This is a genomic window from Pseudomonas sp. B14(2022) (assembly GCF_012030485.1).
Lineage (GTDB): Bacteria > Pseudomonadota > Gammaproteobacteria > Pseudomonadales > Pseudomonadaceae > Aquipseudomonas.
This window is the reverse complement of the sequence record NZ_JAAUVM010000016.1, coordinates 104,529-128,783: the sequence shown is the minus strand read 5'-3', so window position 1 is coordinate 128,783 and position 24,255 is coordinate 104,529. Positions and strand designations below refer to the sequence as shown.

Here is a 24,255-nt window from a genome sequence, read left to right as displayed (position 1 = left end):
GAAAAACCGGGGAGGAGTTTCCCTCCCGAACATCGCAGCGTCACTCCCCCACTTTCTGTGTCCTAAGTACGCACGAACAGCAAGTCGGTTGGATCAAATATCCACGGTCATTAGAATAGCCCTCCCAACGAGGCGGCCTCCCCGTTCATGATCATCAACTCACCACTCACCACTCACCACTCACCACTCACCACTCACCACTCACCTCGGCCTTACCTTGCCGCTGGTTAGAGGTTGTGCATTGAGTATCGACAGTTTCAAAATGAAAGCCCTCTAACACCTGCCTGAATCGCCCTTAGTTCCATAGACGCCTTCAAGCTTCAAGGAAGGGCTGCTAACCCTGTATAGCTGTGCGCTATTGGCAGTAAGTGGCCCGTCACAAATGACGGCTAATGGGTGTGAACTTGATCTTAAATGCAATAGAAGGTCTAGATCGGCCCGCCGGCTTATCCGCGACCATTCCTGCGACAGTCGTTCCCGCATGAAGCCTATGTGGTGAGGTAGGACGTCACAATGTCTTCAAGCATGCCCACCAGTTCAGGATCCATGTAGCGGTAATCATCTGGAATATCGAGAGAGTGGAGCCGTTTGTGTTCAAGAAGGCGGGCGTATTCAGCCTGAAGACGATTAAGGTGTTTGTGTTCCATGACAAAGATCACATCAGCCCAGCGAATATCCGCTGGGCTGATAGTTTTACGTGCATTTGGACTGGTTCCTGCTGAACGGGCATTAAAGCCGGGACGACGGCGCCAGATCGCTTCCGCAGTAGGGCTACGCCATTGATTACGGCTACAGACGAACAGGAGGTTAGTCACTCTTGATCCAGTAGTTGGCGGGTTGTGCGGATGGGATAGCTCATCCCGAGTTGGTGTGCTCTGTACAGTTTGGCTGCGCGGGTGTACATCAGTTTCCAAAGTTTTTCTGGCTTGAACTCCAGCGGACGAACCGTATTGTCGCCTCTGCATTTAAGGGCCTGCATACGTCTCCAGGCGCGGGTTCTTTTCATCGTTATATCCGCGTGAGTACCGGGTTCAGAAGCCGCAGTAATACGAGTTGGAAATATAGTAAACGTGAATCGATGCAGGGGCTAGATAGGTTGAGCGCTTGATACTAGCAGCAGCTAATGACTGTAGGCGGTCTCAGCGCCAAACAGCCAACTTCTGCCGGTGCCGAAAGGCTGCTCTGGGTCGGTTTCTTCCATCCACGACCGGCTGAAAGCGGCCGATTGTGTTGAAAAAATCAGTTTTTCCAGGCTACCTGCATGCTGACTGTAAGCGTCCAGTCAAGTCATCTACCGATCCAGCTATCAGCACGAGGATGACTGCTTGCCGCCCATGCCGTAAGGTTCGCTACCAAAATCGCCACAGCCTTCCAGTGGTGGTAATACAGCAAGGAGAGCGAACAATGAACACCTTCAAATCATCAGTTCAAAGCGTAGCTGCGGCCATAGGCCTCATCGCAGCAGTGACAGTCGGTGGATGCGTGATGATCCCTTACGACACGCCGGAATCAAAAGCCCAAATCCAGCGCGATCTGAAAATTGCACCATCGGATATTCAAGCCGTGTCGGAAACGAACTGGTGCTTGTTCCCATATGGAAGCGAAGGCAGCTGCAGAGTTACTCAAGGCCTGGGGGTGTTGACCAGCAAAGGCCTGATCCTTAGCCTCTACAACAACCACACCTACACTGAAACCGCACGCATCCTCCCAGAACAAGTGCAGTGCGTGAAGACAGTTGGTGGTCGCACTGGAGTCGAACCGTTCGTTGTATTCACCAAAGACCGCGCGATCATGCTCGCCGTCATTACGCCGGGCGGGCAAATGAATGTGCCTGTGAAAGTCAGTTTCTTTGATTATCTGACGAAGCCAGGGCAGCACGTCTTCACTGGGACGGATGGCGGATATGTGCGCAAGTCGGGTCGACAGCAAACCGTAGGCGGAATGGTGTCAGGCACTGCCGTCCCGTGGCATACAACACTCGACGTAACCGAGGTTTTTAACCCTTGCCCGCAGGTTACAGATTAACGAGGAGTGGTGCGCTCCCTCGCAAGCGGTGCGCGCATGCCGAAGCCCGTAGGTGTGAAGGATGAATGCCCGAAGGGCCGAGACGCCCCGGCGGCTCGGCTCGAGACCGCTTTTGGCCGACAGCTGGCGGTCACCAATGGCAGCTATTGGTCGAAGATTAGCGTAATCCCAGTCCCTGGGCCTGTAGGCAAAGGACTGGGAAGTCCTTGCTCAGGCTTCTTGGTAAAAAGATATCGTCTCTTTCAGCGAGGCTGAAAACTCATAGATCTCGTCGAGTGAGTTGATAGGGTGGCGCGTTTCAACTTTGTCCTTGTCGAAAATCCCAAGATATTTTTGGCTACGATTGAAGTGAAGTCTCGCGATAGGTTTGCGGTTGTTGTCGTCTAGAAGGATGCCGAAGTAGCTCTGGGTGTCTCTGCTGGCTATGCGCTTTGCATCTATGACGGTCCGGACAATCGCTTTGATAATATGAAAACCTTCCAGCTCCTCCATCGTAGTCAGAATACGATCTTCAGGCTCTTCTTGGGCTTCAGCCTGATTTTCAGCGACGACCGATTCAGCGAGCGTGGGAAATGTGGCTTTGCTCATTGCTGACTTCAACCTATCGTTGATTTGGTCACTGAGAAACTGGGCTGCGGCTTTCCTTGTGAGCAGAGTAAACTGATCTCGAACTTTTTGGGTGATGACTCCTTCGTAGACTCGCGATGCGAAGAAGCGAACGAAATCATCATCAGGCTGGGTGAACTGCTTAGCCATTTCCTTTTTTATGTTGCCCACGTACTTCAGTTCGCCTGCGGCATTGATGATCGAATCAACGTCGAAAGCGGACTTCGTAAGCTTTTGAAGTTCAGGGATGACGTGCTCATCAATGTTAAGCAAGTCGATCTCTAGAAACGGCTTTTCATCCATTTTGTTTGGTGCATCAAGATCAGTGTAGAACCGATAAAACCTGCCATTTGTAAGGATGGAAATTCGTGCAGTGGTGACATGAAAGTATCGGAAGAGTTGGCTCGCATGGTTGATATTGAGCGGCTCGCCGACTTTTTTAGTTTCGATCAATATCTGGATTTGACCATCTTTCAAAATCGCGTAATCAATCTTTTCCCCTTTCTTCGTGCCCACATCGCACACGTATTCGGGAACCACTTCGGAGGGGTCGAACACATCATAGCCCAACACGGTATGAATGAATGGCATGACGAAAGCAGTTTTCGTTGCTTCCTCCGTTTGTATCGTCGACGCTAACTGATTAACCTTCGCTGACATTGCATTTAAGCGTTCTACAAAATCCATTTCCCTGCTCCGTTGCACGTTCACCCGATCGGGGTCGTAGAGGCGCAACGCTACTATGCCTAAATCCACTTCTGCTACTGGCATTCCATCCACGCTGGATGCTTGGACAGGGTGATGACATTTGGGCAACTGCTATGGCGCTCGGAAACGCCTCTGATTCCCTAACATATTCGAACGACTCCTTTTGGCCGTTCTCTGCCAGTCGCGTGAGACAGAATGCGACCCAATATAGATAGTCCGTGTCGAACGCAACAAACCGTCGGGATGAATTACTCCCCGGATTGCAAGCGCTCGATAGCTTCGAGAAGCTGGCCGTCGAAGTACTCGGTTTCATCTCGTTCCTGGTCTTTCATGCGGCGCTTCGCCTCGATGAGCAGGTGTTTGGTCGCGATGTTCTGATTCAAAAAAGTAGCGACCATAAGATCATTCAAACTCTCTAGAGGTGTGTCCCATGCCTCCCTGCAACGCTGAATTAGTCCTGTAGAGGCATCCCCACTCCATGGACCTAAAATATCCGAGACTGCCAGGGTGGAGATCATGAGCCTGCCTTTGAGAGAAATTGAAGGGCTGGTAATTTCGCACGCTCGGGAGATTGATGAATAGCGAAATCGAATGCCCGCTTCTGGCCGATTGTGTTGAAAAAGTCGGTTTGCCCGAAGCGCTCGAATACTGATGGGTGAAAACACCTCTTTTGCACGTTGCTACGTGAAATCTGAATCGGCCTGGGTTTTCTAGCCAGTCTCCAAGCTCGATGTGTAACGCTTTTCAAACTCTACCGATGACAGCAGCTCAAGCAATAAGTGAGAAGAATAGGCGTGTAAAACACAGCTTCCACAACCGACGGGGTCTGTTTCAGGCTCGGAGTTGAAAACAACCTGAAAATTCTTGGTATGGTGCGAGAAGACTGTCTCTACTTAGGACAAAAAAATGATTTCGCATGTATTCATCGGAGTGAATGACTTCAGTCGAGCGCTTGTGTTTTACCAAGGGCTCATGCAGATCCTCGGACTTGATCTCAAGTTCACTGAACTTGAACGCCCATGGGCTGGCTGGAAACACCCGGAGACTGAACGCCCTCTTTTCGTGGTGGGCAAACCGTTCGGCGGCGAATCTGCGACGCCAGGACATGGGCAAATGATTGCTCTGCTGGCACCTAATCGGCAGACCGTAGACAACGCCCATGCCTTGGCGTTGGCATTGGGTGGAACATGCGAAGGCGCTCCCGGCCTGCGACCCGAATACCACCCGAATTTTTATGGCGCGTACTTTCGAGACCCTGAAGGAAATAAGCTTTGCGTCTGTTGCCACGATCCGGAGTAGGTCACGTGTAGGATCTGCAAAAAGGGATGGATTTATTTGCAACTTTGTGGCGGCGCACGGTTACCCACTAATGCAGACGGAAAGTGAATTAGGGATGAAATCGGCCCTTTTGCGTCCGTACCGGTCTACCATACCTCCCCGGGAGCGGTTCTATGCGCTGCCGTTCCTCAGTTTTTAAGGCATCCCAATGACCATCGACCAAATCTCCCTCCCCAAAGGCGTGGGCCCTCACGCCGCCAAGCTCCTCGACGCCATCACCGGCGCCGCCACCCATGAAGAACTCAACCGTGCTGGCGGCAAGGCTGAAGGTTTTGTGCTCGGTCTGGAATCCACCAAAGCCATCAAGAGCCAAATCGCCGAGTCGTTGTATGTGGCCTATGACGACGCGGCGAGTAATCGTTCCAGTGAATTGAAGGGCTAGGCATTAACCGGAGCAGGGCGCTTCGCGGTCGAGCAATTTGGCAGTGAGGAGTACGCCCAGCTCGCTCAGTTGGTGGATAGCGAGGGCGATGTCGCGGTGTTTGCCGGACAGGTCTTCGGACAAGTCGAGCAGCAGCGTGCTGACTGAGGCGAAGGTTTCGTAGCTGTTGGTGATGAGGGTTTCGTTGCTGGCGTCGGGAGCGACGCTGAAGAGAGCGCTTGAATCTGTAGGCATTGTTAAGTTCCTTGCTTGGGCCACTACCTGATCGCTACTAAACGATAAGGCGGTAGCTGTACGCAGGTTAGTAGACCGGTGGAACCTAACAAAACCGGCGCGCCCGAGGGCGCCCTACGCACAGCCACCATCGAGCACAGACAGGCACGTCTGACAGATGAAGCTTGTGCACTTGTTAGGTTAAACCGTGGGCTACTAAACCCGATCACCGAGAGATTCGGCGACCGAGCCACCTTAGAGACGGCCACCTCAGCGCACAAGCCGGCGGATTCTGACGCAAGCGTAGGCAAGGGAGCAAGGCACGGTGGCTGCGCGGCTCACACCGTAAGACTTAATAACCATCCCGCCGCGCCGCTTCCTACAACCACCAGCCACGGTGGCAGTTTCCACACCATCAGCGCCACCAGGCCAATCAGTGCCAGGGCGAAGTCCTGGGCGGTGAAGATGGCGCTGGTCCACACCGGTTGGTACAGCGCCGCCAGCAACAGGCCGACGACCGCTGCATTCACGCCCGCCAGGGCGGCTTGGGTGCGCGGGCTGCGGCGCAGGCCTTCCCAGAAAGGCAGTGCGCCCATCACCAATAAAAACGATGGCACGAAGATCGCCAGCAGGCAGAGCAGGCCGCCGATCCAGCCACTTGGGGCTTGGGCCATCGAGGCACCGAGGAAGGCGGCGAAGGTGAACAACGGGCCGGGCATGGCTTGGGCGGCGCCGTAACCGGCGAGGAACACGTCATTGCTCACCCATTGGCGGGGCACGACTTCGGCTTGCAGCAAGGGCAGCACCACGTGGCCGCCGCCGAATACCAGCGAGCCGGTGCGGTAGAAGGCGTCGGTCACGGTCAGGACTGGGTTGGGCATCAACTGGGCGAGGATCGGCAGGCCCGCGAGCAACAGCACAAACAGCGACAGCCATATCGTCCCGGCGCGACGGCTGATGGTCACGGGCAGGGCGTCGTGCGCTGCAGGCGATGTGGGTTTGAATAGCAGCAGACCGGCTACGCCCGCGACGAGGATCACGCCGACCTGGCCCCACGCCGACGTTTGCAGCAGGGCCAAGCAGGCGGCGAGGAGCATCACGGCCACGCGCGGGGCGTCGGTGCACAGGTTGCGCGCCATGCCCCACACGGCCTGGGCGACCACGGCGACGGCCACGACTTTAAGGCCATGCAGCGCGCCGGACGGGATGGCGGTGCTGTGCCGGGCGATGCCCAGCGCCAACAAAATCAGCACCACGGCGGACGGCAAGGTAAACCCGAGCCACGCCGCCAACGCGCCGCCATAGCCGGCGCGTGACAGGCCGAGCGCGATGCCCACCTGGCTACTGGCCGGGCCGGGCAGAAATTGGCACAGCGCGACCAGATCCGCGTAACTGCGTTCGCTCAGCCAGCGCCGCCGTGTCACGAATTCCTCGCGGAAATAACCCAGGTGCGCAATCGGACCGCCAAAGGAGGTAAGGCCCAGGCGCAGGAAAATCAGGAACACCGACCAGGGATTTTCGCGGCGATCAGCGGGGGAGTGGGCCAAGGTGGTCGGTCTCGATGAGGGCAGGGCATCGAGGCACCTTAGCGAATTTTGATGACGTGAAGAAGAGGCGCCAGCGACAGCGCTCAATGTTGTACCGTTGCTCCCCAGGACCGTACCGATGACGAAGGAGCCAGCATGACATTGACTGTCGAAACCCTGCTCGAACTGGCCATGGCCAACCCCATTAACGCCGAAATCACTGCGCGCCTGCCTGACCTCGGGGTGGACCAGTGCATGCTCACGGCGGGTTGCCTGTTCCAGGCGGTATGGAACCATCAGGCGAGTCTGCCTGCCGATCAGGGCGTGAAGGACTACGACGTTTTTTACTTCGATACTGACGTGTCCTACGAGGCGGAAGACGCGGTGATTCGTGCGGCGGACGAGCTGTTCAAAGACCTGGGTGTCAATGTCGAGGTCAAGAACCAGGCGCGGGTGCACCTTTGGTACGGTCAGCGCTTTGGGCGGCCTTATCCGCAGTTGCGTTCGGCCCGCGACGGGGTCGATCGTTATCTGGTGGCCGGTACGTGCATCGGCTTGGAGATTGCCACGGGCGAGGTGTATGCGCCGTATGGGTTGGACGATGTGGAGCAGGGGATTTTGCGGATTAACCCGTTGCATCCGGAGCAGGCGTTGTTTGAGCAGAAGGCGCGCAGTTATCAGGCTCGGTGGCCTTGGCTGAGGATTGTTGGGGGTGGGGACGCCTGAATGCTTTGGCTGGGGGCGCTGCGTTATCGTTGGTAATTTTCGCGAACAAGCTCGCCCCTACCGTTGATTTACGCTGAACTTTTACGTGGGTGCTGCACGTCCAAGATTCAAACCACTTCCGCCAAGGACAGACGATGACTTTCTTTATCTTCCTGCTAGCCTGCGCCGCCGCTGCCAGTACCGGCATTATTTTCAAGCCCGGCGCCTGGTACGAATCCCTGGTTAAACCCAGCTTCACTCCGCCCAATTGGCTGTTTCCGGTCGCGTGGACGATCATTTACCTGCTGCTGGCCTGGGCCGGTTATCGCTTGAGCCTGATCCCCGGCAGCCAAATGGTGCTGGCGCTGTGGGCCGCGCAAATTGCACTGAATACCTTGTGGACACCGGTGTTTTTCGGCGCGCATCGTGTGCTCGCCGGGATGGTGATCATCGTGCTGCTGTGGATCACCGTCGCCGCCATGGTGGTATTGGCCGTGCGCCTGGACCTGATCACCGGCTTGATCCTGTTCCCGTACCTGGCGTGGCTGTGTGTGGCGGCGGCGTTGAATTTCTCGATCCTGCGCAATAACCGCTGATGGCCCACCAACCTTGGCCCGCCAGCGAGGCGGAACTGGCCCAGATGCGCCGCTTCAATCAGAAGCTCGCCTGGCTGCCGCGCTTCAAGATCCGCAACCGGATCACGCCGCGGTTGATCCAGGCGCTGCTGCGAGTCAGTCAAACGCTCAAGCGCTCCACACCGGCTGAAAGCAGGGTTGTCGACAACGTCCCCGTGCGCATCCTGCGGCCAAGCGGCAAGCCCAAGGGCGTGGTGCTGGATATCCACGGCGGCGGCTGGGTGATCGGCAATGCGCAGATGGACGACGACCTCAACCTGGGCATGGTGCGCGCATGCGACGTGGTGGTGGTGTCGGTGGATTATCGGTTGGCGGTCGACACGCCGGTCGAGGGGCTGATGGCGGATTGTTTGGCCGCTGCGCGTTGGTTGCTCAGTGCCGATGAGTTTGCCGGCCTGCCGGTCATCGTCGTCGGTGAATCGGCCGGTGGGCATCTGGCGGCGGCGACGTTGCTGGCCCTCAAGCAATGGCCTGAACTGCTCAAACGTATAAGCGGCGCGGTGTTGTACTACGGCGTTTATGATCTGGCCGGTACACCGAGCGTACGCGCTGCCGGGCCGGAGACGTTGCTTTTGGATGGGCCGGGGATGGTGGAGGCGTTGCGCATGCTCACGCCGGGGCTGAGTGATGATGAGCGCCGGCAGCCGCCGTTGTCGCCGTTGTATGGTGACTTTGAAGGGCTGCCCCCGGCGTTGATGTTTGTGGGGGAGTTGGACCCGCTCAAGGATGACACGCTGTTGATTGCAGAGCGGTGGCCCAGGGCGGAAGTACACCTGTTGCCGGAGTCGGCCCATGGGTTTATTCATTTTCCGGTGGCGATGGCCGATGGCGTGCTTGCTTGCAGCCGCAAGTGGATAACGAAGCACGTCGAGGGAGAAAAGTGAGTTCTCCCCAGGCAGGCGGCGCTTATTTTCCAAATCGAGTGCCATCCCCACGATCTTCCATCGGACACCCGACCAACGCGGCGTATACACCTTGCGCCTGACCTGGCAAGCGGACGGCGCCATTGGTTATCAGGTTGCCAGTGGTGGGGCGTGGGAAGAGAGGAAACTCGTCGAAAAGCCCGGTTTTTCCGTGCGCCATGTGAGCGTGCATGCCTCCGGTATGAAGGGCAGTGCTGTGTGTGAGTTGCGGGAATGAACGCGCTGACGTTGAGGCCGGCGACGGTGACCGATCTGCCGTCGATCTATCGGGGAGAGCAGGATTACATCCGGCGCTGGGAGCCTGACCACGAAGCAGCCTGGCGGCTCCAGTTGGAGCGCCACCTCACGCGCTGGGTCGATAACTTCGAACGGTTGACGATTGCGATGCTGGACGGGCAGTTCGCCGGTTATTCGCTGTGGACGGCAGAGGAGGGGTTTGCCGAGCTTTGTACGATCAACGTCAGTGAAGCTTACCGACGCCAGGGGATCGGTCGAACGTTGCTGAACGCTTACGCGGCGGCGGCTGGGCAGAATGACTTCCTGAAGTTGCGGTTGAGTGTACGTTCCGATAACCCTGCCCGGCTGATGTATGGGCGCGCCGGGTTTGTCTGTGTGGGCACAGGTTCCAACGACTACCTTTGCTACGAGCGAGCCAGCCGCCCGTGAATATCCCCGCAAGAATCGGATAGCCACCGCTGTCCAGGTGCTCGTCTCATAGGGCTCTCCTAAGAGGCGCCCTCCATGAACTTTCGCATTACGGGCCTTGCTCCCGATCCATTTCTCAGTGTGTTTGGTTTGCCCGACGATGAGCTTGCCGCGCGTGGGATCAAGCGTTACCGAGTCGACCGTCACCCAGGTTTTCCTGACCGCATAGAGATGAAAGATGCGCAGGTTGGGCAGAGCGTGCTGTTGCTCAATTTAGATCCAATGTGGGAGGGGGGCCGATAGCCCTAGGTATCTCCACAACTTTCAGACACTGACAAATCTCCCTGTGGCGAGCGGGCTTGTCCCGCGTTGGACTGCGTAGCAGCCCCAGTCAAGAAGAACGCGGTGTATCAGACACTCTGTATAGACTGGTTTTGGGGCTGCTACGCAGCCCAACGCGGGACAAGCCCGCTCGCCACAACAGCCCTACCTGCCGGGCGTTCAGCGTTGAGCCAACGGTGTCTAGATACCTATGCCCGATAGCAGTCTGTCAGTTGATGCAAATGTCGACTGGCACACCGCCATCGGGGGCAAGTCGAATCGTCGCACCGCCCCTCCCACATTAGGAGCTCGGCGTGTTCAGTTAGACCGCAACCGCAGTATCTGCGCCCCATCAAACGGGTCCGTCAGGTAATGCGCCTGCACCCCGAATGTCTCCTGCAAGCGCTCCGGCGTCAGCACGTCCAGTGGCGTGCCCAGCGCTACCAGGCGCCCACGATCCAGCACGGCCAGGCGATCACAGGTCAACGCTTGATTCAGATCATGCAGGGCGATGAGGGTGGTCACCGGCAATCCTTGCACGCCTTTCAATATCGCCAGTTGATGCTGGATGTCCAGGTGATTGGTCGGCTCATCCAGTAACAGGATCTGCGGCCGTTGCGCCAGGGCGCGGGCGATGTGTACGCGTTGGCGCTCGCCGCCGGAGAGGCTGCGCCAGGCGCGGTGGCTCAGGTGGGCGGCGTCCACATCATGCAGGGCCTGGCGCACGATGGCGTCGTCTTCGCCGGACCACGGGCTCAGCGCCGACAGCCAGGGTGTACGGCCCAGCGCGACGGCGTCGAACACGCGGATGGCGTCGTCGGTGTCGGCCTGTTGTTCCACCACCGCCAACTGTTGTGCGATGGCACGGCGGGACAGGTCACCCAGGCGGTGGCCGCCCAGGCGCACGTCGCCGCTGGCCGGTGTGCGCAAGCCGGCGAGCAGTTTGAGCAGGGTGGATTTGCCGGAGCCGTTCGGTCCGACGATCCCCAGGGTTTCACCCAACTGAACCTCCAGGTGGATATCGCGCAGCAACTCCGCCTCACGCACCTTGAAGCCCACGCCGGTGCAACTCAGTACGCTCATCGCGCATTCCTCCTGCCAATCAGGATCAGTGCAAACACCGGCGCGCCGACCAGTGCCGTTACCACGCCGACCGGAATCACCTGGCCCTTGATCAAGGTGCGCGACAACACATCGGCCGCAATCAAAAATAACGCCCCGCCCAGCGCACTGGCGGGCAGCAGGCGCGAATGCCCGGTGCCGAGCAGCAGGCGCACCGCGTGGGGGATCACCAGGCCGACAAAGCCGATGGAGCCCACAATCGACACCATCACCGCCGTCACCAGCGCCGCGCACCCCACCAGCACAAACTGCACGCGGCGCACGGGGATGCCCAGGGACGCCGCCGAGTCGCTGCCGAAGGTAAACGCATCCAACGCACGACGATGCCACAGGCACACCGCCAGGCCGGTGACCGCCACCGGCACCGCCAGCCACACCGACGGCCAGCGCACGCCGCTGAGGTTGCCCAGCAGCCAGAACATGATGCCGCGCGCCTGTTCGGAGCTGGCCGACTTGGTGATCAGGAATGCGGTGAGCGCATTGAACAGCTGCGACCCGGCGATGCCCGCGAGGATGATCTGCCCGGTGCCGCTGGATGAGCCACTGGCCCGTGCGAGCAGGATCACCAGCGCAAACGCCGCCATCGCGCCGACAAAGGCGCCGGCCGACAGTGAAACCAGCCCGCCGCCCACGCCCATCAACGCCACCAACACCGCGCCGGTCGAAGCCCCGGCGCTGATGCCCAGCAGGTACGGATCAGCCAATGGGTTGCGCAGCAACGACTGCAAAATCACCCCACAGGTCGCCAGCCCGGCCCCGCAGGCGGCGGCAACCAGGGTGCGGGTGAGGCGGTAGTTCCACACCACGCCTTCATCGATCGGGTCCAGCACGTAACCGGCCGCCCACAGTTTGTTGGCGAGCACCTGCAGCACCACCTGGGGCGAGATGGCGGTTTCGCCGATGGCCACGCCGGCGAGCACGGCGATCAGCAATAGCGCCAGGGCGAGTAAGGTCCGGATCATTTCGGCAGGTCGTAGCCGTCGATGGCCGTGGCCAGTTGTTCCAGGCCATCGAACGTGCGGATGCTGGCCTGCAGCGCCAGGGCGTCGAGGATGATGATGCGGTTGTTTTTTACCGCGTCCATGTTGCGCGTGACCGGGTCGCTGCGCAGGAAGGCGAGTTTCTTTTCATGGTCGTCGGCGGGGTAGCGGCGTCGGTCCATGCGGGCGATCACCAGGAAGGTCGGGTTGGCCTTGGCGATGGTTTCCCAGCCGACGGCGGGCCATTCTTCATCGGACTGCACCACGTTGTGCAGGCCGAGGGTTTCGAGCATGAATTCGGGAATGCCCTTGTGGCCGGCCACGTACGGGTCGCTGGCCATTTCGGCGCTGGAAAACCACACCAGCGCGCTCGCCTGCTTGAGGCCTTTGCTCTGCACGGTGGCCACGGATTTGGCCAGGCGCGCCTTGAGCGCGTCGTTCAGGTGTTGGCCGCGATCCTGTACGTCGAAAATCTGCGCCAGTTGGCTGATGCTCTTGTAGATCGTCTCGATACGGAACGGCTCCAATCGCGTGCCGTCGGCGCCCACCAGGTTGTCCTTGCCTTCGCAGTCGGAGGGCAGCAGGTAGGTGGGGATCTTCAGTTCGTGAAACTGCTCGCGGGTACCGACCACGCCTTGCGGGCCCACGACCCATTCCAGCTCGGCGGCCACCAGTTGCGGGCGCTTGGCGATCACCGCTTCAAAGCTGGGCTCGTTGTTGGCCAGGCGCTCGATGCTGTCGTTCTGTGCCTTGAACTGCGGCAACACGCTGTTGAACCACAGCGAGGTGCCGACCACGCGGTCGCCTACGCCCAGGGCATAGAGCATTTCGGTGGCGGCCTGGCCGATGGTCACGCTGCGCGCGGGCGCCTGCTGGAAGGTGAGGGTGCTGCCGCAGTTTTCCAGGGTCAGCGGGTATTGAGTGGGGGCGGCGTGGGCCAGGGCGCAGAAACCCAGGCCGCTGATCAGGGCGGTAACGCGTGGCAGCATGAGGCAATCTCCGTGAGAACCGTACGTGGAAACAGGGGAGGTACGGTTCGGAAATACGCCCTCGAACGCTGCCGAACGGGCAGGCAAGGATGTCCTTCCCGGACACCCCGCCGGTTAGTGATTACTGGGCCGGCAGGTCTCCTGACTGATGCGTCATCGCCACGCTCCGGCCTTCCCGGACGCGGTCCAGTGGCAGTGGGGAGCAGGCTCGGCATCTACAGTTGCGGGGGCAGTTCCGATTGACGCGGCATACCGCGCTTCGGATTCCCTATTAGTCCCGTTCGGGAACCGGCGCGGTATGGTAGTTGATTAGGGCGAGACGATACAGCCCGAGGGGCGCCCAGTCAGAGACGAATATCCTCGGGGCCCCGGATCAGCGCTTCAATTCGCGTGCCTGTGGCGCGCTCTTCGTTGCTGAAGCCGTCGTAGTCCGCCAGGTTGGCGAAGCGGATGCCGGTCAATTGTTCGATCTGGATCACGCTCCGCTGGTAGGTCCTGACCTGGCCGAACATCAGGTCGAGCTGACCCAGTTCGCGGCTTTGGTCGATCATATAGGCACTGGCAGAGGGTTTGCCGTCATCGCTGAGGTAGGCCACCACTTTCCAGAACGCCTTGGGGATTTTGATACCTCGGTAGACGCGGTCATCGTCGGCGAACACCGGGCCGCTGAACACCGTTGCCCGGGCTTTCCAGCGTTGCGTGTTATTGAGGATGTAGTCTTCCAGTTCCAGCCAGGTCTTCTGGTTGAACCCGCTCATCTGCGGCGAGCAGTTGGTGAAGTGGAAGGTGTCGAGGTTGGCCGTTTTCGCCTCGTCGCCCCAGTTGGGGTCCTGGCGCCGTACCAGGTGGCCGCGATCCAGGCCATTGTTGGTGTAAAGCGCTTCACCCACCTGCGCGCTGATCGGCAGGCGACCATCGTAGGCCCAGGTGTCGTTGCTGCGGATTATCTCCACATGCTGCCCGCCGTCGATATTGACCCCCACGTAGAGCGCCAGTCGTCGGGAACGGGACATCGTCACCGAGAAATGCGTGTAGTCCAGCCGCAGCGGTTCTACGTCATCTGCCAATGCCTCATCGGCGGTGGGCCAGGGCACCACGAAGCTGCTGAGAAAGTCTGCTGCATAGCCGCGCCGGTCCTGTAGATCCTTGGCGGCGGTGACACGGGGCGTCGCCGCCCGGGCCTCCATCAGCGTGGGGGTGGTCGCGATCAACGGGCGCAGATCGGCGAGTCGTGGGCGGTGCGAAAGGTCGATTTTGGCTTTGCGGGCTGGCATGGGTAAGTCCTCCTTGGATAAACACGACTGCAACATGGATTGATGACAATTGATGACACGGGGTAACGCTGGGGGGCTATCCTCAAACGGTTACCGGAGCTACACCATATGCCAACAGGGAGCCAGCCAATGTGTGATCGCCACCACCGCAACCCGATTTTCTGCCTGATTCCGCCGTATATGCTCGACCAGATCGCGCGTCACGGTGATAAGGCCCAGCGCGACATCGCGCTGCGCACCCGCGCCAAGGACAGCACGTTCCGTTCGCTGCGCATGGTCGCAGTGCCCGCCAAGGGGCCGGCCCACATGGCCCTGGTGATGGGCGCCGGCAAACGGCGCTCGATCTACAGCGCCGAAGGCACCGACAGCCTGCCGGGCAAGCTGATCCGCGGTGAAGGCCAGCCCGCCAGTGGCGACGCCGCCGTGGACGAAGCCTATGACGGCTTGGGCGCCACGTTCGATTTTTTCGAAGAGGTGTTCGACCGCAACTCCATCGACGACGCCGGCATGGCGCTGGATGCCACCGTGCACTTTGGCCAGAACTATAACAATGCGTTCTGGAACTCGACCCAGATGGTGTTTGGTGATGGCGATGACCAGTTATTCAATCGCTTCACGGTGGCCCTCGATGTGATTGGCCATGAATTGGCCCATGGCGTCACCGAGGACGAAGCCAAGCTGATGTATTTCAATCAGTCCGGTGCCTTGAACGAGTCGCTGTCGGACGTGTTCGGCTCACTGATCAAACAGTATGCGTTGAAGCAAACGGCCCAGGACGCCGACTGGTTGATCGGCAAAGGGCTGTTCACCAAGAAGATCAAAGGCACCGCTCTGCGTTCGATGAAGGCCCCGGGTACGGCGTTCGATGACAAGCTGCTGGGCAAGGACCCCCAGCCAGGGCATATGGATGATTTTGTCCAGACCTACGAGGACAATGGCGGGGTGCATATCAATTCCGGCATTCCCAACCATGCGTTCTATCAAGTGGCGACGAAGATAGGTGGGTTTGCCTGGGAGCGCGCTGGGCGCATCTGGTATGACGCGCTGCGCGATGCGCGGTTGCGGCCGAACTCGGGTTTTTTGCGTTTCGCGCGTATAACCTACGATATCGCCGGCCGTCTCTACGGCGCGAACAAGGAGGAGCACAAGGCGGTCAAGGAGGGCTGGAAAGCGGTTGGCATTAACGTCTGACGTGAGGAACAACCATGCAAATTTCGATCAAGGAAAACGGCGGGCCGGCGTTTTTTCCGGGTTTGGCCAAGCCTCGTACGGTGGAGTTGAACACGTTGCCCGAGCCGGACCAGCAAGAGTTGCGGCAGCTGATCGAGGCTTCAAACTTCTTTCAGTTGCCGCAGAGCACCACGCCAGAGCCCGGAGATCCGGGCCAGGTGCACTACACCCTGACCGTGAAGGAAGGCCAGCAGGAACATACGGTGTGCGTGCTCGCGCCGGTGAAGTCGCAGGCGCTGGATGGGCTGGTGCAGTGTGTGCGCCGGCATATCCGCAGTTGAGGTCACCCCAGCAGTTCCTTCACCTTGGTAATGATCTTGTCGATGTTGAACGGCTTGTCCAGCACCGCATCGAACAGGTCCGAGCGCTGCATGCCGATATGGGCCTGCGCGCCGCTGATCAGGATAATCGGCAGGTGCTTGACGGTCGGCAGCGCGCGCACCGTTTCGGCGAACTCCTCACCGTCCATCACCGGCATCATGAAATCGGTGATGATCAGCGACGGCCGTTCTCGCTCCAGCACCTCCAGCGCCTTTTTCCCATTGCCAGCTGTGACGACCATGAACCCCTCATCTTCCAGTGCATAGGCAAGGATATCGGCGATCAAGTACTCGTCATCGACGACCAGGATGGTGGCCATGTCAATTCAACCTACCCAAAGACTTAAAAAGCTGAACCAGGCAGCGCTGAATTGGATGCAACTGAGGGGGCATTTCTTGAGACCTTTCTTAAGTCAACGGCTTGGTCACGGATCACCACCTCCAATAATGAGGGGTCATAAAAGCTGTCTCTGACCTTAAGAATGGAAAGCGTCCTTCTAAGTTCAGACTGAATCTCGAAGAAACGCATAAGCATGAGGTTGTCGGCAATGCTCGACAGTTCAGATGCGGGTGAAGTGACCTCCGCTCCGAACAGATCATGCATCTCCCACGTGGCAAACACCGTGACGCCCCTGGCGCGCAGTTCGTTCATCAGTGCGCTGTAGAAATCGGTGATCCGCGCCGGGTTGTTGGAGACGCGGGTCATGCCGCTCAAGCTGTCGATGAACAGGCGCTTGATGCCCTTTTCCTCGACCAGGCGCAGCAATCGCGCACCCAGCCCGTCCAGCAGGCCTTCGGTGGTGGGCTGCCAGGCGATGGTCAGTGCGCCACTGTCTTCCATCTCCTGGATATCGATGCCCAGGGATTGGCCTTTGAGCCGCAGGCGCTGAGGGCTTTCGTAGAAGCCGAAGTGCAGGCCGGGAGCGTCTACCGTCGATTCCGAGAGGAACTTGAGGCCCAGGGTGGTCTTGCCAATGCCCGACGGCCCCATGACCAGGGTCACGCTGGAACTGTGCAGCCCACCGCCGAGGATGCCGTCCAACGAGTCGATACCGCTGGCGATGCGCGTCAGGTCGGCACTGTCGGGCGCGGACGGCCGGCCATAGAGGCTTTCCAGGCGCGGATACACCACCAGGCCGTCGTCGTTGATTTCACACTCGTGCAGGCCGGTGAGCGCGCCGCTGCCGCGGGTCTTGCGCAACTGGATACGGCGCACAGAACGGGTGCCGAACAGTTCCTCGCCCATTTCGATCACGCCATCGACCATGGTGTGCTCGGGGCTGCCGTCATCCAGGCGTGAGCTGGTGAGGAACAGCACCGTGCAACCGGCGAAGGCGGCATGCCCTTGCAGTTCGGAAATGAATTTTTTCGTGTCGATCGGCGAGTCGGCCTTGGAACGCGCGTTCAACAAGCCGTCCACCACCATGACGGTGGCCCTCTGCCTGCTGATCTCACGCCTGAGCAGCTTGACCACTTCGTCGAGGCCTTCGTTTTCCAAGGTGTCGAAGGCGCTGACAAACTGGATTTCTGCGCCCACACGGGAGGCGTCAAAAAAGCTCAGGGTAGAGAGGAACTGGAAAAGGCGGTCGTGGGATTCCGCCAACAGCGTGGCAACCAGGACTCGGCCGCCATTACGCGCGTGATGAAACCCCAGCTGGTTGGCAAGGATGGTTTTACCTGAGCCGGGGCGGCCCTGAATGATATAGGACGCCCCAGACACCAGCCCGCCCTTGAGCAGAGCGTCCAGCCCTTCGATTCCGCTTTGAAGGCGATTTAGCTTTTCCACAGTGCGATCCTGACCCTAAAAACATGCTGTTAAGCCGAGTGGACAGAATGCTAACGCCATTTGTTCACTGCTGCTACTTGCGATCCAGCCACACGGTCTGTGCATTGCAGAATTCGCGTACGCCAAAATGCGACAACTCGCGCCCAAACCCGCTCTTCTTCACGCCGCCAAACGCCACCCGAGGGTCGGACACGCTGAACGCGTTGACGAAGATCCCGCCGGTTTCCAACTGGTTGGCGATGTTGCGGGCCTTGGCCGGGTCGGTGGTGAAGATGCTGGCGGTGAGGCCGAACTCGCTGTCATTGGCCAGGGCTACGGCATGGTCGGCGTCGCGAGCGGTGATGATCGAGGCCACGGGGCCAAACAGTTCCTGTTTGAATGAGGTCATCTGGTCGGTGACGTCGGCCAGTACGGTCGGCTCATAGTAGTTGGCGGCGCCGGCGACTTTGTGGCCACCCAGCAGCAGGGTGGCGCCTTCTTCCAGGGTGGCCTGGACCTGGCCGTGCAGCTCGTCGCGCAGGTCGAAGCGTGCCATCGGGCCGACGTAGGTGCTGGCCGAGGTAGGGTCGCCCATCACCAGCGCGCGGCTGGCTTCGACGAACTTGACGGTGAAGGCGTCCACCACACCGGCTTCGATGATCAGGCGCTTGGCGGCGGCGCAGACCTGGCCACTGTTCTGGAAACGACCGATCACGGCGGCCTGCACGGCGGCGTCGAGGTCGGCGTCGTTGAGCACGATAAACGGGTCGGAGCCACCCAGTTCCAGCACGCATTTTTTCAGCGCGGCGCCGGCCTGGGAACCGATGGCCATGCCGGCGCGTACGCTGCCGGTGAGGGTGACGGCGGCGATGCGCGGGTCGGCGATGGCCTTGGATACGCCGTCCTGGGTCACGTTGATGACTTCGAACAGGCCTTCAGCGAAACCGGCTTTCTGCAACGCCGCTTTCATCAGGTAGGCGCTGCCCATCACGTTCGGGGCGTGTTTGAGCACGTAGGTGTTGCCGGCGAGCAGGGTCGGCACGGCGCCGCGCAGCACTTGCCACACCGGGAAGTTCCACGGCATCACGGCGAGGATCGGGCCCAGCGGGCGGTATTCGATCTGGGCGCTGCCGTTGTCCACCAGAGTGGGTTCCGGGGCCAGCATGGCCGGGCCGTGGGCGGCGTACCACTCGCTGAGCTGGGCGCATTTTTCGATTTCGGCACGGGCCTGGGTGATGGGCTTGCCCATTTCCAGGGTGATCATCTGCGCCATCTCTTCGGCTTGATCGCGCAGGGCGCTGGCCAGGGCCAGCAGCAATTCGGCACGCTGGCTGACCGGCTGGCGGCGCCAGGTGCGGAAGGCTGCGGTAGCACGGTCGAGGGCGGCATCCAGCTGCGCGGCGGTTTCGTAGGGGTAGCTGCCGACGGTTTCGCCGGTGGCGGGGTTGATCGACAGGGCGTGGGTCTGGGGAGAAATAGCGTTCATGGCACCGTCCGGCTGAAGGAGTGGAATGGGGTCAGCCTACGGGGATGCATGTTTTCTGGAAACTGAATAATATTAAGCAATACATTCACGATTGGAGAATGATTTGGATCTGGTGCAGCTGGAAATCTTCAAGGCCGTTGCCGAGCAAGGCAGCATCAGCGCCGCCGCGCAGTTGATTCATCGGGTGCCGTCGAACCTGACCACGCGCATCAAGCAACTGGAGCAGGATTTGGGCGTGGAGTTGTTTATCCGCGAGAAGAGTCGCCTGCGGCTGTCGCCCGCCGGGTGGAATTTTCTCGGCTATGCGCGGCGTATTCTCGACCTGGTCCAGGAGGCCCGCGCGACGGTGGCGGGGGAGGAGCCCCAGGGCGCGTTTGCCCTCGGTTCACTGGAAAGCACGGCGGCGGTGCGGATCCCGGCGTTGCTCGCGGCATACAACCAGAAGCACACCAAGGTCGAACTGGACCTGAGCACCGGGCCATCGGGCACGATGATCGAGGGCGTGCTGTCGGGGCGGCTGGCGGCGGCGTTTGTCGATGGGCCGGTGTTGCATGCCACCCTGGAAGGCGTGGCAGTGTTTGAAGAGGAGATGGTGGTGATTGCGCCGCTGCACCACGCGCCGATCACGCGAGGGCAGGATGTGAACGGGGAGAGCATTTACACCTTTCGCTCCAACTGTTCCTACCGGCACCATTTCGAGCGCTGGTTCGCACAGGACGGCGCGGTGCCGGGGAGGATCTTCGAGATGGAGTCCTACCACGGCATGCTCGCCTGCGTCAGCGCCGGGGCCGGCCTGGCGCTGATGCCACGCAGCATGCTCGAAAGCATGCCGGGGTTTACCACGGTGAGCGTGTGGCCGCTGACGGACAGTTTTCGCACCTTGCATACCTGGCTGATCTGGCGCCGTGGCACGGTGTCGCAGAGTTTGAACAGCTTCGTCAAGCTACTGGAGGAGCGCGCTCTTCAAAACTCCGCGGCTCCCACATTTTGATCTCTATCAGCCGCCGAACTGGAAGGTGCCCATGGCCAATTTGGCCATGATCGCGGTCGCGCCCAACTGCACCAGCCACAACGCCAGGCCGCCCAGGAACACACCCAACGCCACTTGCAGCACCAGGCTTTTCTGGCGCTTGGCTTGTGGCGCGCGCGGGGTGAAGTGCTCCTGGTCGTCGGGGTCGGCGTGCAGGTTCAGGTCGTCGTTTTTCATAGGGCTCTCATAACAAAAGGGCAATCGCTGCTCAGTCTAGGGGAGCAGGGGCTTTTCCGACAGGCATTAAAAAGGGAAGCCACGGCTTCCCTTCGTATAACGCCGTCAGGCTTATAGAACCTGAACAATCGCCTTTGTTACCGCAGCAATGTTCGACTGGTTCAAGGCCGCCACACAGATACGCCCGGTATCCAGCGCGTAGATACCAAACTCGCTGCGCAGGCGGGTGACTTGCTCAACGGTCAGGCCGGAGTAGGAGAACATCCCACGCTGGCGACCGACGAAGCTGAAGTCGTGGCCAGGAGCAGCCTTGGCCAGCTCGGCAACCATCTGTTCACGCATGCCACGGATGCGCAGGCGCATCTCGGCCAGCTCGGCTTCCCACTGGGCGCGCAGCTCAGGGCTGTTCAGCACTGCGGCAACAATCGCTGCGCCATGGGTTGGCGGGTTGGAGTAGTTGGTGCGGATCACGCGCTTGACCTGGGACAGGATGCGCGCACTTTCTTCCTTGGAGTCGCCGACGATGGACAGTGCGCCCACACGCTCGCCGTACAGGGAGAACGACTTGGAGAACGAGCTGGAGACAAAGAAGGTCAGGCCCGATTCGGCGAACAGGCGCACGGCTGCGGCGTCTTCGTGGATACCGTCGCCAAAGCCCTGGTAGGCCATGTCGAGGAACGGCACCAGGTTCCTGGCCTTGACCACGTCCAGTACTTGTTGCCAGTCGGCCGGGCTCAGGTCGACGCCGGTCGGGTTATGGCAGCAGGCGTGCAGCACCACGATGGACTGGGGCGGCAGGGCGTTGAGGTCTTCGAGCAGGCCGGCGCGGTTCACGTCGTGGGTGGCGGCGTCGTAGTAGCGGTAGTTCTGCACCGGGAAGCCCGCGGTTTCGAACAGGGCGCGGTGGTTTTCCCAGCTTGGGTCGCTGATGGCGACGACGGCGTCGGGCAGCAGCTGCTTGAGGAAGTCAGCACCGATCTTCAGGGCGCCGGTGCCGCCAACGGCCTGCACGGTCACGACGCGGCCAGCTTCGAGCAGGGGCGATTCGGTGCCGAACAGCAGGGTTTGCACGGCCTTGTCGTAGGCCGCGATGCCGTCGATCGGCAAGTAGCCACGGGCGGCGTGTTGCGCCACGCGAATGGCTTCCGCTTCGGCAACGGCACGCAAGAGTGGAATCTTCCCCTCCTCGTTGCAATAAACGCCCACGCCAAGGTTGACCTTGGTGGTTCGTGTGTCGGCGTTGAATGCTTCGTTGAGGCCCAGGATTGGATCGCGTGGTGCCATTTCGACAGCGGAGAACAGGCTCATTTTGCGGCGGCTCTATGGGGGAAGGGAGGGACGTGTCGCGCTCCAGCCGAATGCACTAGAGCGGTGCACAAACGGGGAGCTAGTATAGAGGCCATCACGGCTGAGGGCGACAACCGAAACGGCTTTTCGGCCAAGTTTTTCGGTTTATTTGCCGACCGTTAGTCTTATTGCAACATTGGTCAATGACGGCAGGCGGGACGATTGCCTTGAAACCCGTCACATTCGCCACCACTTCTACAGCTATCATGGTTTTTTCCTACGACCCGCTCTGAAACTTCGCGGGTTGTGGTCTTTTTCGTCCCCGACGGGTTTACAGTCTGGGGTGACTTCAAGAGGTACGTTATGTCGGATTTCCAACTAGTCACCCGCTTTGAACCTGCCGGCGACCAGCCCGAGGCCATTCGCCAGATGGTCGAAGGCATCGAGGCCGGCCTGGCGCACCAGACGCTGCTCGGGGTGACCGGTTCGGGCAAGACGTTCAGCATCGCCAACGTGATTGCGCAGATCAACCGCCCCACGCTGGTGTTGGCCCCGAACAAGACCCTGGCCGCGCAGTTGTATGGCGAGTTCAAGGCGTTCTTCCCGAACAACGCGGTGGAGTACTTCGTTTCTTACTACGACTACTACCAGCCCGAAGCGTATGTGCCGTCCTCCGATACCTTTATCGAGAAGGATGCGTCGATCAACGACCATATCGAGCAGATGCGGCTGTCGGCGACCAAGGCATTGCTGGAGCGCAAGGACGCGATCATCGTCACCACGGTGTCGTGCATCTATGGCCTGGGCAGCCCGGAAACCTATTTGAAGATGGTGCTGCACGTCGACCGCGGCGACAAACTCGACCAGCGCGAGCTGCTGCGCCGCCTGACCAGCCTGCAGTACACGCGCAACGACATGGATTTTGCCCGCGCCACCTTCCGCGTGCGTGGCGATGTGATCGACATCTACCCGGCCGAATCCGACCTGGAGGCGATCCGCATCGAGCTGTTTGACGATGAAGTCGAGAGCCTGTCGGCCTTCGACCCGTTGACCGGCGAGGTGATCCGCAAGCTGCCGCGTTTCACCTTCTATCCGAAAAGCCACTATGTGACCCCGCGCGAAACCCTGATGGGCGCCATCGAGGGCATCAAGGTCGAGCTGGCCGAGCGCCTGGAGTACCTGCGCGCCAACAACAAGCTGGTGGAGGCCCAGCGCCTGGAGCAGCGCACGCGCTTTGACCTGGAGATGATTCTCGAGCTGGGCTACTGCAACGGCATCGAAAACTACTCGCGCTACCTCTCGGGCCGTGACTCCGGCGCGCCGCCGCCGACCCTCTACGACTACCTGCCCGACGACGCACTGCTGGTGATCGACGAATCCCACGTCAGCGTGCCGCAAGTGGGCGCCATGTATAAGGGCGACCGCTCGCGTAAGGAAACCCTGGTGGAGTACGGCTTCCGTCTGCCTTCGGCGCTGGACAACCGGCCGATGCGCTTCGACGAGTGGGAAGCCATCAGCCCGCAGACCATCTTTGTGTCGGCCACGCCGGGCAACTACGAGGCCGAGCATGCCGGCCGTGTGATCGAGCAACTGGTGCGGCCGACCGGTCTGGTCGATCCGGAAATCGAAATTCGCCCGGCGCTGACCCAGGTTGATGACCTGTTGTCGGAGATCCATAAGCGTGTGGCCCTGGAGGAGCGGGTGCTGGTCACCACACTGACCAAGCGCATGTCCGAAGACTTGACCGACTACCTCGCCGACCACGGCGTGCGGGTGCGCTACCTGCACTCGGACATCGACACCGTGGAGCGCGTGGAAATCATCCGCGACTTGCGCCTGGGCACCTTTGATGTGCTGGTGGGCATCAACCTGCTGCGCGAAGGCCTGGACATGCCGGAAGTGTCGCTGGTAGCGATCCTCGATGCGGACAAGGAGGGGTTCCTGCGCTCCGAACGCTCGCTGATCCAGACCATCGGCCGCGCAGCCCGAAACCTCAATGGCCGGGCGATTCTCTACGCGGATCGCATCACCGGCTCCATGGAACGGGCGATTGGCGAGACGCAACGCCGTCGCGACAAGCAAATTGCCTTCAACCTGGAAAACGGCATTACGCCTAAAGGCGTGTTCAAGGACGTTGCCGACATCATGGAAGGCGCCACCGTGCCGGGCTCGCGCAGCAAGAAGCGCAAGGGCATGGCCAAGGCTGCCGAGGAAAGCGCCAAGTACGAGAACGAACTGCGCTCGCCGAGTGAGATCACCAAGCGGATTCGCCAGTTGGAAGAGAAGATGTATCAGCTGGCGCGGGATCTGGAGTTTGAGGCGGCGGCGCAGACCCGCGATGAAATTGGCAAGTTGCGTGAGCGCCTGCTGGCGGTTTGATTGGCGGTGACTTGACCGGCCTCATCGGGGGCAAGCCCCCTCCCACACTTTGATTGGCGAACACCGTCAAATGTGGGAGGGGCGGTGCGACGATTCGACTTGCCCCCGATGGCTGCCCTCGGTTTTCCAGAAATCACCCAGGCTGTTACCATTCGCCCCTTGTTTCAATTTCAGTTACATCGCCCATTC

General features: G+C 60.0%; 28 protein-coding genes, 1 pseudogene and 1 riboswitch. Of the genes and pseudogenes, 13 read left to right on the top strand and 16 right to left on the bottom strand.

Annotated features, from left to right (window positions below; all coding sequences use genetic code 11):
• Positions 1–187: 187 nt before the first annotated feature.
• The 3 genes and pseudogenes from HCF10_RS32110 to HCF10_RS31500 form a co-directional block, all read right to left on the bottom strand.
• A pseudogene (locus HCF10_RS32110) lies at positions 188–286 on the bottom strand (DNA adenine methylase); the annotation flags it as partial.
• A gap of 202 nt (positions 287–488) precedes the next feature.
• Positions 489–815 carry a low molecular weight protein tyrosine phosphatase family protein gene (locus HCF10_RS21820; RefSeq protein WP_167656379.1) on the bottom strand — a complete coding sequence of 109 codons (327 nt, stop codon included), beginning with the start codon at positions 813–815 and terminating at the stop codon, positions 489–491.
• A complete protein-coding gene (locus HCF10_RS31500) occupies positions 812–1,006 on the bottom strand; it encodes a hypothetical protein (protein ID WP_237683163.1) in 195 nt (64 codons plus the stop codon). The genes HCF10_RS21820 and HCF10_RS31500 overlap by 4 nt, the downstream gene beginning before the upstream one ends.
• Positions 1,007–1,404: 398 nt before the next feature.
• Between HCF10_RS31500 and HCF10_RS21815 the strand changes: the two genes are divergently transcribed.
• Complete coding sequence (locus HCF10_RS21815; protein WP_167656378.1) at positions 1,405–2,025, top strand: hypothetical protein; 621 nt, start codon at positions 1,405–1,407, stop codon at positions 2,023–2,025.
• Positions 2,026–2,235: 210 nt separating this feature from the next.
• Here HCF10_RS21815 and HCF10_RS21810 read toward each other — a convergent pair whose 3' ends face one another.
• Positions 2,236–3,318 (bottom strand): type I restriction endonuclease, encoded by a 1,083-nt coding sequence (locus tag HCF10_RS21810; protein WP_034069245.1) that lies wholly within the window; start codon positions 3,316–3,318, stop codon positions 2,236–2,238.
• A gap of 269 nt (positions 3,319–3,587) precedes the next feature.
• On the bottom strand, positions 3,588–3,857 hold the full coding sequence (locus HCF10_RS21805) for a hypothetical protein (protein WP_167656377.1): 270 nt from the start codon (positions 3,855–3,857) through the stop codon (positions 3,588–3,590).
• A 388-nt stretch (positions 3,858–4,245) separates the two neighbouring features.
• On the opposite strand from HCF10_RS21805, the gene HCF10_RS21800 reads away from it, so the two are divergent.
• Positions 4,246–4,638: a VOC family protein gene (locus HCF10_RS21800; protein ID WP_131699761.1), complete on the top strand. Its 393-nt coding sequence runs from the start codon at positions 4,246–4,248 to the stop codon at positions 4,636–4,638.
• Between the two features lie 187 nt (positions 4,639–4,825).
• Positions 4,826–5,059 carry a hypothetical protein gene (locus HCF10_RS21795; protein WP_131699760.1) on the top strand — a complete coding sequence of 78 codons (234 nt, stop codon included), beginning with the start codon at positions 4,826–4,828 and terminating at the stop codon, positions 5,057–5,059.
• 3 nt (positions 5,060–5,062) lie between these two features.
• Here HCF10_RS21795 and HCF10_RS21790 read toward each other — a convergent pair whose 3' ends face one another.
• Positions 5,063–5,293 carry a DUF6124 family protein gene (locus tag HCF10_RS21790; protein ID WP_131699759.1) on the bottom strand — a complete coding sequence of 77 codons (231 nt, stop codon included), beginning with the start codon at positions 5,291–5,293 and terminating at the stop codon, positions 5,063–5,065.
• Positions 5,294–5,610: 317 nt separating this feature from the next.
• The gene (gene chrA, locus HCF10_RS21785; RefSeq protein WP_167656376.1) at positions 5,611–6,819 is read right to left on the bottom strand and encodes a chromate efflux transporter; all 1,209 of its coding nucleotides are present in this window, start codon (positions 6,817–6,819) and stop codon (positions 5,611–5,613) included.
• 135 nt (positions 6,820–6,954) lie between these two features.
• Here chrA and HCF10_RS21780 point away from each other — a divergent pair, with 135 nt between their 5' ends.
• The 6 genes from HCF10_RS21780 to HCF10_RS21755 all read left to right on the top strand — a co-directional run bounded on the left by HCF10_RS21780 (position 6,955) and on the right by HCF10_RS21755 (position 10,009).
• Positions 6,955–7,524, top strand: coding sequence for a nucleotidyltransferase family protein (locus HCF10_RS21780; protein ID WP_167656375.1), 570 nt, complete (start codon positions 6,955–6,957; stop codon positions 7,522–7,524).
• 134 nt (positions 7,525–7,658) lie between these two features.
• A complete protein-coding gene (tspO, locus tag HCF10_RS21775; RefSeq protein WP_131699756.1) occupies positions 7,659–8,099 on the top strand; it encodes a tryptophan-rich sensory protein TspO in 441 nt (146 codons plus the stop codon).
• Complete coding sequence (locus HCF10_RS21770) at positions 8,099–9,022, top strand: alpha/beta hydrolase fold domain-containing protein (RefSeq protein ID WP_145336332.1); 924 nt, start codon at positions 8,099–8,101, stop codon at positions 9,020–9,022. Before tspO ends, HCF10_RS21770 begins: the two co-directional genes overlap by 1 nt.
• Before the next feature lie 91 nt (positions 9,023–9,113).
• Positions 9,114–9,278 (top strand): hypothetical protein, encoded by a 165-nt coding sequence (locus tag HCF10_RS21765; protein ID WP_167656374.1) that lies wholly within the window; start codon positions 9,114–9,116, stop codon positions 9,276–9,278.
• Complete coding sequence (locus tag HCF10_RS21760; protein WP_167656373.1) at positions 9,275–9,727, top strand: GNAT family N-acetyltransferase; 453 nt, start codon at positions 9,275–9,277, stop codon at positions 9,725–9,727. Before HCF10_RS21765 ends, HCF10_RS21760 begins: the two co-directional genes overlap by 4 nt.
• Positions 9,728–9,802: 75 nt before the next feature.
• The gene (locus HCF10_RS21755) at positions 9,803–10,009 is read left to right on the top strand and encodes a hypothetical protein (RefSeq protein WP_237683162.1); all 207 of its coding nucleotides are present in this window, start codon (positions 9,803–9,805) and stop codon (positions 10,007–10,009) included.
• 336 nt (positions 10,010–10,345) lie between these two features.
• Here HCF10_RS21755 and HCF10_RS21750 read toward each other — a convergent pair whose 3' ends face one another.
• The 4 genes from HCF10_RS21750 to HCF10_RS21735 form a co-directional block, all read right to left on the bottom strand.
• Positions 10,346–11,110, bottom strand: a complete 765-nt coding sequence (locus tag HCF10_RS21750; RefSeq protein ID WP_167656372.1) for an ABC transporter ATP-binding protein — start codon at positions 11,108–11,110, stop codon at positions 10,346–10,348.
• Positions 11,107–12,111, bottom strand: a complete 1,005-nt coding sequence (locus HCF10_RS21745) for a FecCD family ABC transporter permease (RefSeq protein ID WP_145336326.1) — start codon at positions 12,109–12,111, stop codon at positions 11,107–11,109. Before HCF10_RS21745 ends, HCF10_RS21750 begins: the two co-directional genes overlap by 4 nt.
• A complete protein-coding gene (locus tag HCF10_RS21740) occupies positions 12,108–13,118 on the bottom strand; it encodes an ABC transporter substrate-binding protein (protein ID WP_167656371.1) in 1,011 nt (336 codons plus the stop codon). Before HCF10_RS21740 ends, HCF10_RS21745 begins: the two co-directional genes overlap by 4 nt.
• A 114-nt stretch (positions 13,119–13,232) precedes the next feature.
• Positions 13,233–13,426, bottom strand: a riboswitch (cobalamin riboswitch).
• 36 nt (positions 13,427–13,462) lie between these two features.
• Positions 13,463–14,392: a DNA/RNA non-specific endonuclease gene (locus HCF10_RS21735; RefSeq protein WP_167656370.1), complete on the bottom strand. Its 930-nt coding sequence runs from the start codon at positions 14,390–14,392 to the stop codon at positions 13,463–13,465.
• 129 nt (positions 14,393–14,521) lie between these two features.
• On the opposite strand from HCF10_RS21735, the gene HCF10_RS21730 reads away from it, so the two are divergent.
• Together HCF10_RS21730 and HCF10_RS21725 are read left to right on the top strand one after the other, a co-directional pair.
• On the top strand, positions 14,522–15,583 hold the full coding sequence (locus HCF10_RS21730) for a M4 family metallopeptidase (protein ID WP_131699749.1): 1,062 nt from the start codon (positions 14,522–14,524) through the stop codon (positions 15,581–15,583).
• Between the two features lie 14 nt (positions 15,584–15,597).
• On the top strand, positions 15,598–15,903 hold the full coding sequence (locus HCF10_RS21725) for a protealysin inhibitor emfourin (RefSeq protein WP_131699748.1): 306 nt from the start codon (positions 15,598–15,600) through the stop codon (positions 15,901–15,903).
• Between the two features lie 2 nt (positions 15,904–15,905).
• Here the strand turns inward: HCF10_RS21725 and HCF10_RS21720 are convergent, their stop codons facing one another.
• The 3 genes from HCF10_RS21720 to HCF10_RS21710 form a co-directional block, all read right to left on the bottom strand.
• Positions 15,906–16,262, bottom strand: coding sequence for a response regulator (locus HCF10_RS21720; RefSeq protein WP_131699747.1), 357 nt, complete (start codon positions 16,260–16,262; stop codon positions 15,906–15,908).
• A gap of 23 nt (positions 16,263–16,285) precedes the next feature.
• Complete coding sequence (locus HCF10_RS21715; RefSeq protein ID WP_131699746.1) at positions 16,286–17,728, bottom strand: ATPase domain-containing protein; 1,443 nt, start codon at positions 17,726–17,728, stop codon at positions 16,286–16,288.
• 73 nt (positions 17,729–17,801) lie between these two features.
• Positions 17,802–19,193 carry an aldehyde dehydrogenase family protein gene (locus HCF10_RS21710; RefSeq protein WP_167656369.1) on the bottom strand — a complete coding sequence of 464 codons (1,392 nt, stop codon included), beginning with the start codon at positions 19,191–19,193 and terminating at the stop codon, positions 17,802–17,804.
• Between the two features lie 103 nt (positions 19,194–19,296).
• Between HCF10_RS21710 and ptrR the strand changes: the two genes are divergently transcribed.
• Positions 19,297–20,184 carry a putrescine utilization regulator PtrR gene (ptrR, locus tag HCF10_RS21705; RefSeq protein ID WP_167656368.1) on the top strand — a complete coding sequence of 296 codons (888 nt, stop codon included), beginning with the start codon at positions 19,297–19,299 and terminating at the stop codon, positions 20,182–20,184.
• A 6-nt stretch (positions 20,185–20,190) separates the two neighbouring features.
• Here the strand turns inward: ptrR and HCF10_RS21700 are convergent, their stop codons facing one another.
• Both HCF10_RS21700 and HCF10_RS21695 read right to left on the bottom strand, forming a co-directional pair.
• Positions 20,191–20,400 carry a hypothetical protein gene (locus HCF10_RS21700; protein ID WP_074847327.1) on the bottom strand — a complete coding sequence of 70 codons (210 nt, stop codon included), beginning with the start codon at positions 20,398–20,400 and terminating at the stop codon, positions 20,191–20,193.
• Between the two features lie 111 nt (positions 20,401–20,511).
• Positions 20,512–21,708, bottom strand: a complete 1,197-nt coding sequence (locus HCF10_RS21695) for an amino acid aminotransferase (protein WP_167656367.1) — start codon at positions 21,706–21,708, stop codon at positions 20,512–20,514.
• 342 nt (positions 21,709–22,050) lie between these two features.
• Between HCF10_RS21695 and uvrB the strand changes: the two genes are divergently transcribed.
• Positions 22,051–24,066, top strand: a complete 2,016-nt coding sequence (uvrB, locus tag HCF10_RS21690; protein WP_131699742.1) for an excinuclease ABC subunit UvrB — start codon at positions 22,051–22,053, stop codon at positions 24,064–24,066.
• The last annotated feature ends 189 nt before the right edge of the window (positions 24,067–24,255 follow it).

What these genes read in the sequence shown, in the direction of transcription:
- HCF10_RS21805 (WP_167656377.1), bottom strand. Translation starts at nt 3,857, where the DNA reads ATGATCTCCACCCTGGCAGTCTCGGATATTTTAGGTCCATGGAGTGGG.
- HCF10_RS21795 (WP_131699760.1), top strand. Translation starts at nt 4,826, where the DNA reads ATGACCATCGACCAAATCTCCCTCCCCAAAGGCGTGGGCCCTCACGCC.
- HCF10_RS21725 (WP_131699748.1), top strand. Translation starts at nt 15,598, where the DNA reads ATGCAAATTTCGATCAAGGAAAACGGCGGGCCGGCGTTTTTTCCGGGT.
- HCF10_RS21750 (WP_167656372.1), bottom strand. Translation starts at nt 11,110, where the DNA reads ATGAGCGTACTGAGTTGCACCGGCGTGGGCTTCAAGGTGCGTGAGGCG.
- HCF10_RS21740 (WP_167656371.1), bottom strand. Translation starts at nt 13,118, where the DNA reads ATGCTGCCACGCGTTACCGCCCTGATCAGCGGCCTGGGTTTCTGCGCC.
- HCF10_RS21735 (WP_167656370.1), bottom strand. Translation starts at nt 14,392, where the DNA reads ATGCCAGCCCGCAAAGCCAAAATCGACCTTTCGCACCGCCCACGACTC.
- HCF10_RS21810 (WP_034069245.1), bottom strand. Translation starts at nt 3,318, where the DNA reads ATGGATTTTGTAGAACGCTTAAATGCAATGTCAGCGAAGGTTAATCAG.
- HCF10_RS21695 (WP_167656367.1), bottom strand. Translation starts at nt 21,708, where the DNA reads ATGAGCCTGTTCTCCGCTGTCGAAATGGCACCACGCGATCCAATCCTG.
- HCF10_RS21770 (WP_145336332.1), top strand. Translation starts at nt 8,099, where the DNA reads ATGGCCCACCAACCTTGGCCCGCCAGCGAGGCGGAACTGGCCCAGATG.
- HCF10_RS21780 (WP_167656375.1), top strand. Translation starts at nt 6,955, where the DNA reads ATGACATTGACTGTCGAAACCCTGCTCGAACTGGCCATGGCCAACCCC.
- HCF10_RS21790 (WP_131699759.1), bottom strand. Translation starts at nt 5,293, where the DNA reads ATGCCTACAGATTCAAGCGCTCTCTTCAGCGTCGCTCCCGACGCCAGC.
- HCF10_RS21700 (WP_074847327.1), bottom strand. Translation starts at nt 20,400, where the DNA reads ATGAAAAACGACGACCTGAACCTGCACGCCGACCCCGACGACCAGGAG.
- uvrB (WP_131699742.1), top strand. Translation starts at nt 22,051, where the DNA reads ATGTCGGATTTCCAACTAGTCACCCGCTTTGAACCTGCCGGCGACCAG.
- HCF10_RS21760 (WP_167656373.1), top strand. Translation starts at nt 9,275, where the DNA reads ATGAACGCGCTGACGTTGAGGCCGGCGACGGTGACCGATCTGCCGTCG.
- HCF10_RS31500 (WP_237683163.1), bottom strand. Translation starts at nt 1,006, where the DNA reads ATGAAAAGAACCCGCGCCTGGAGACGTATGCAGGCCCTTAAATGCAGA.
- HCF10_RS21745 (WP_145336326.1), bottom strand. Translation starts at nt 12,111, where the DNA reads ATGATCCGGACCTTACTCGCCCTGGCGCTATTGCTGATCGCCGTGCTC.
- HCF10_RS21800 (WP_131699761.1), top strand. Translation starts at nt 4,246, where the DNA reads ATGATTTCGCATGTATTCATCGGAGTGAATGACTTCAGTCGAGCGCTT.
- tspO (WP_131699756.1), top strand. Translation starts at nt 7,659, where the DNA reads ATGACTTTCTTTATCTTCCTGCTAGCCTGCGCCGCCGCTGCCAGTACC.
- HCF10_RS21815 (WP_167656378.1), top strand. Translation starts at nt 1,405, where the DNA reads ATGAACACCTTCAAATCATCAGTTCAAAGCGTAGCTGCGGCCATAGGC.
- HCF10_RS21730 (WP_131699749.1), top strand. Translation starts at nt 14,522, where the DNA reads ATGTGTGATCGCCACCACCGCAACCCGATTTTCTGCCTGATTCCGCCG.
- HCF10_RS21720 (WP_131699747.1), bottom strand. Translation starts at nt 16,262, where the DNA reads ATGGCCACCATCCTGGTCGTCGATGACGAGTACTTGATCGCCGATATC.
- HCF10_RS21710 (WP_167656369.1), bottom strand. Translation starts at nt 19,193, where the DNA reads ATGAACGCTATTTCTCCCCAGACCCACGCCCTGTCGATCAACCCCGCC.
- HCF10_RS21755 (WP_237683162.1), top strand. Translation starts at nt 9,803, where the DNA reads ATGAACTTTCGCATTACGGGCCTTGCTCCCGATCCATTTCTCAGTGTG.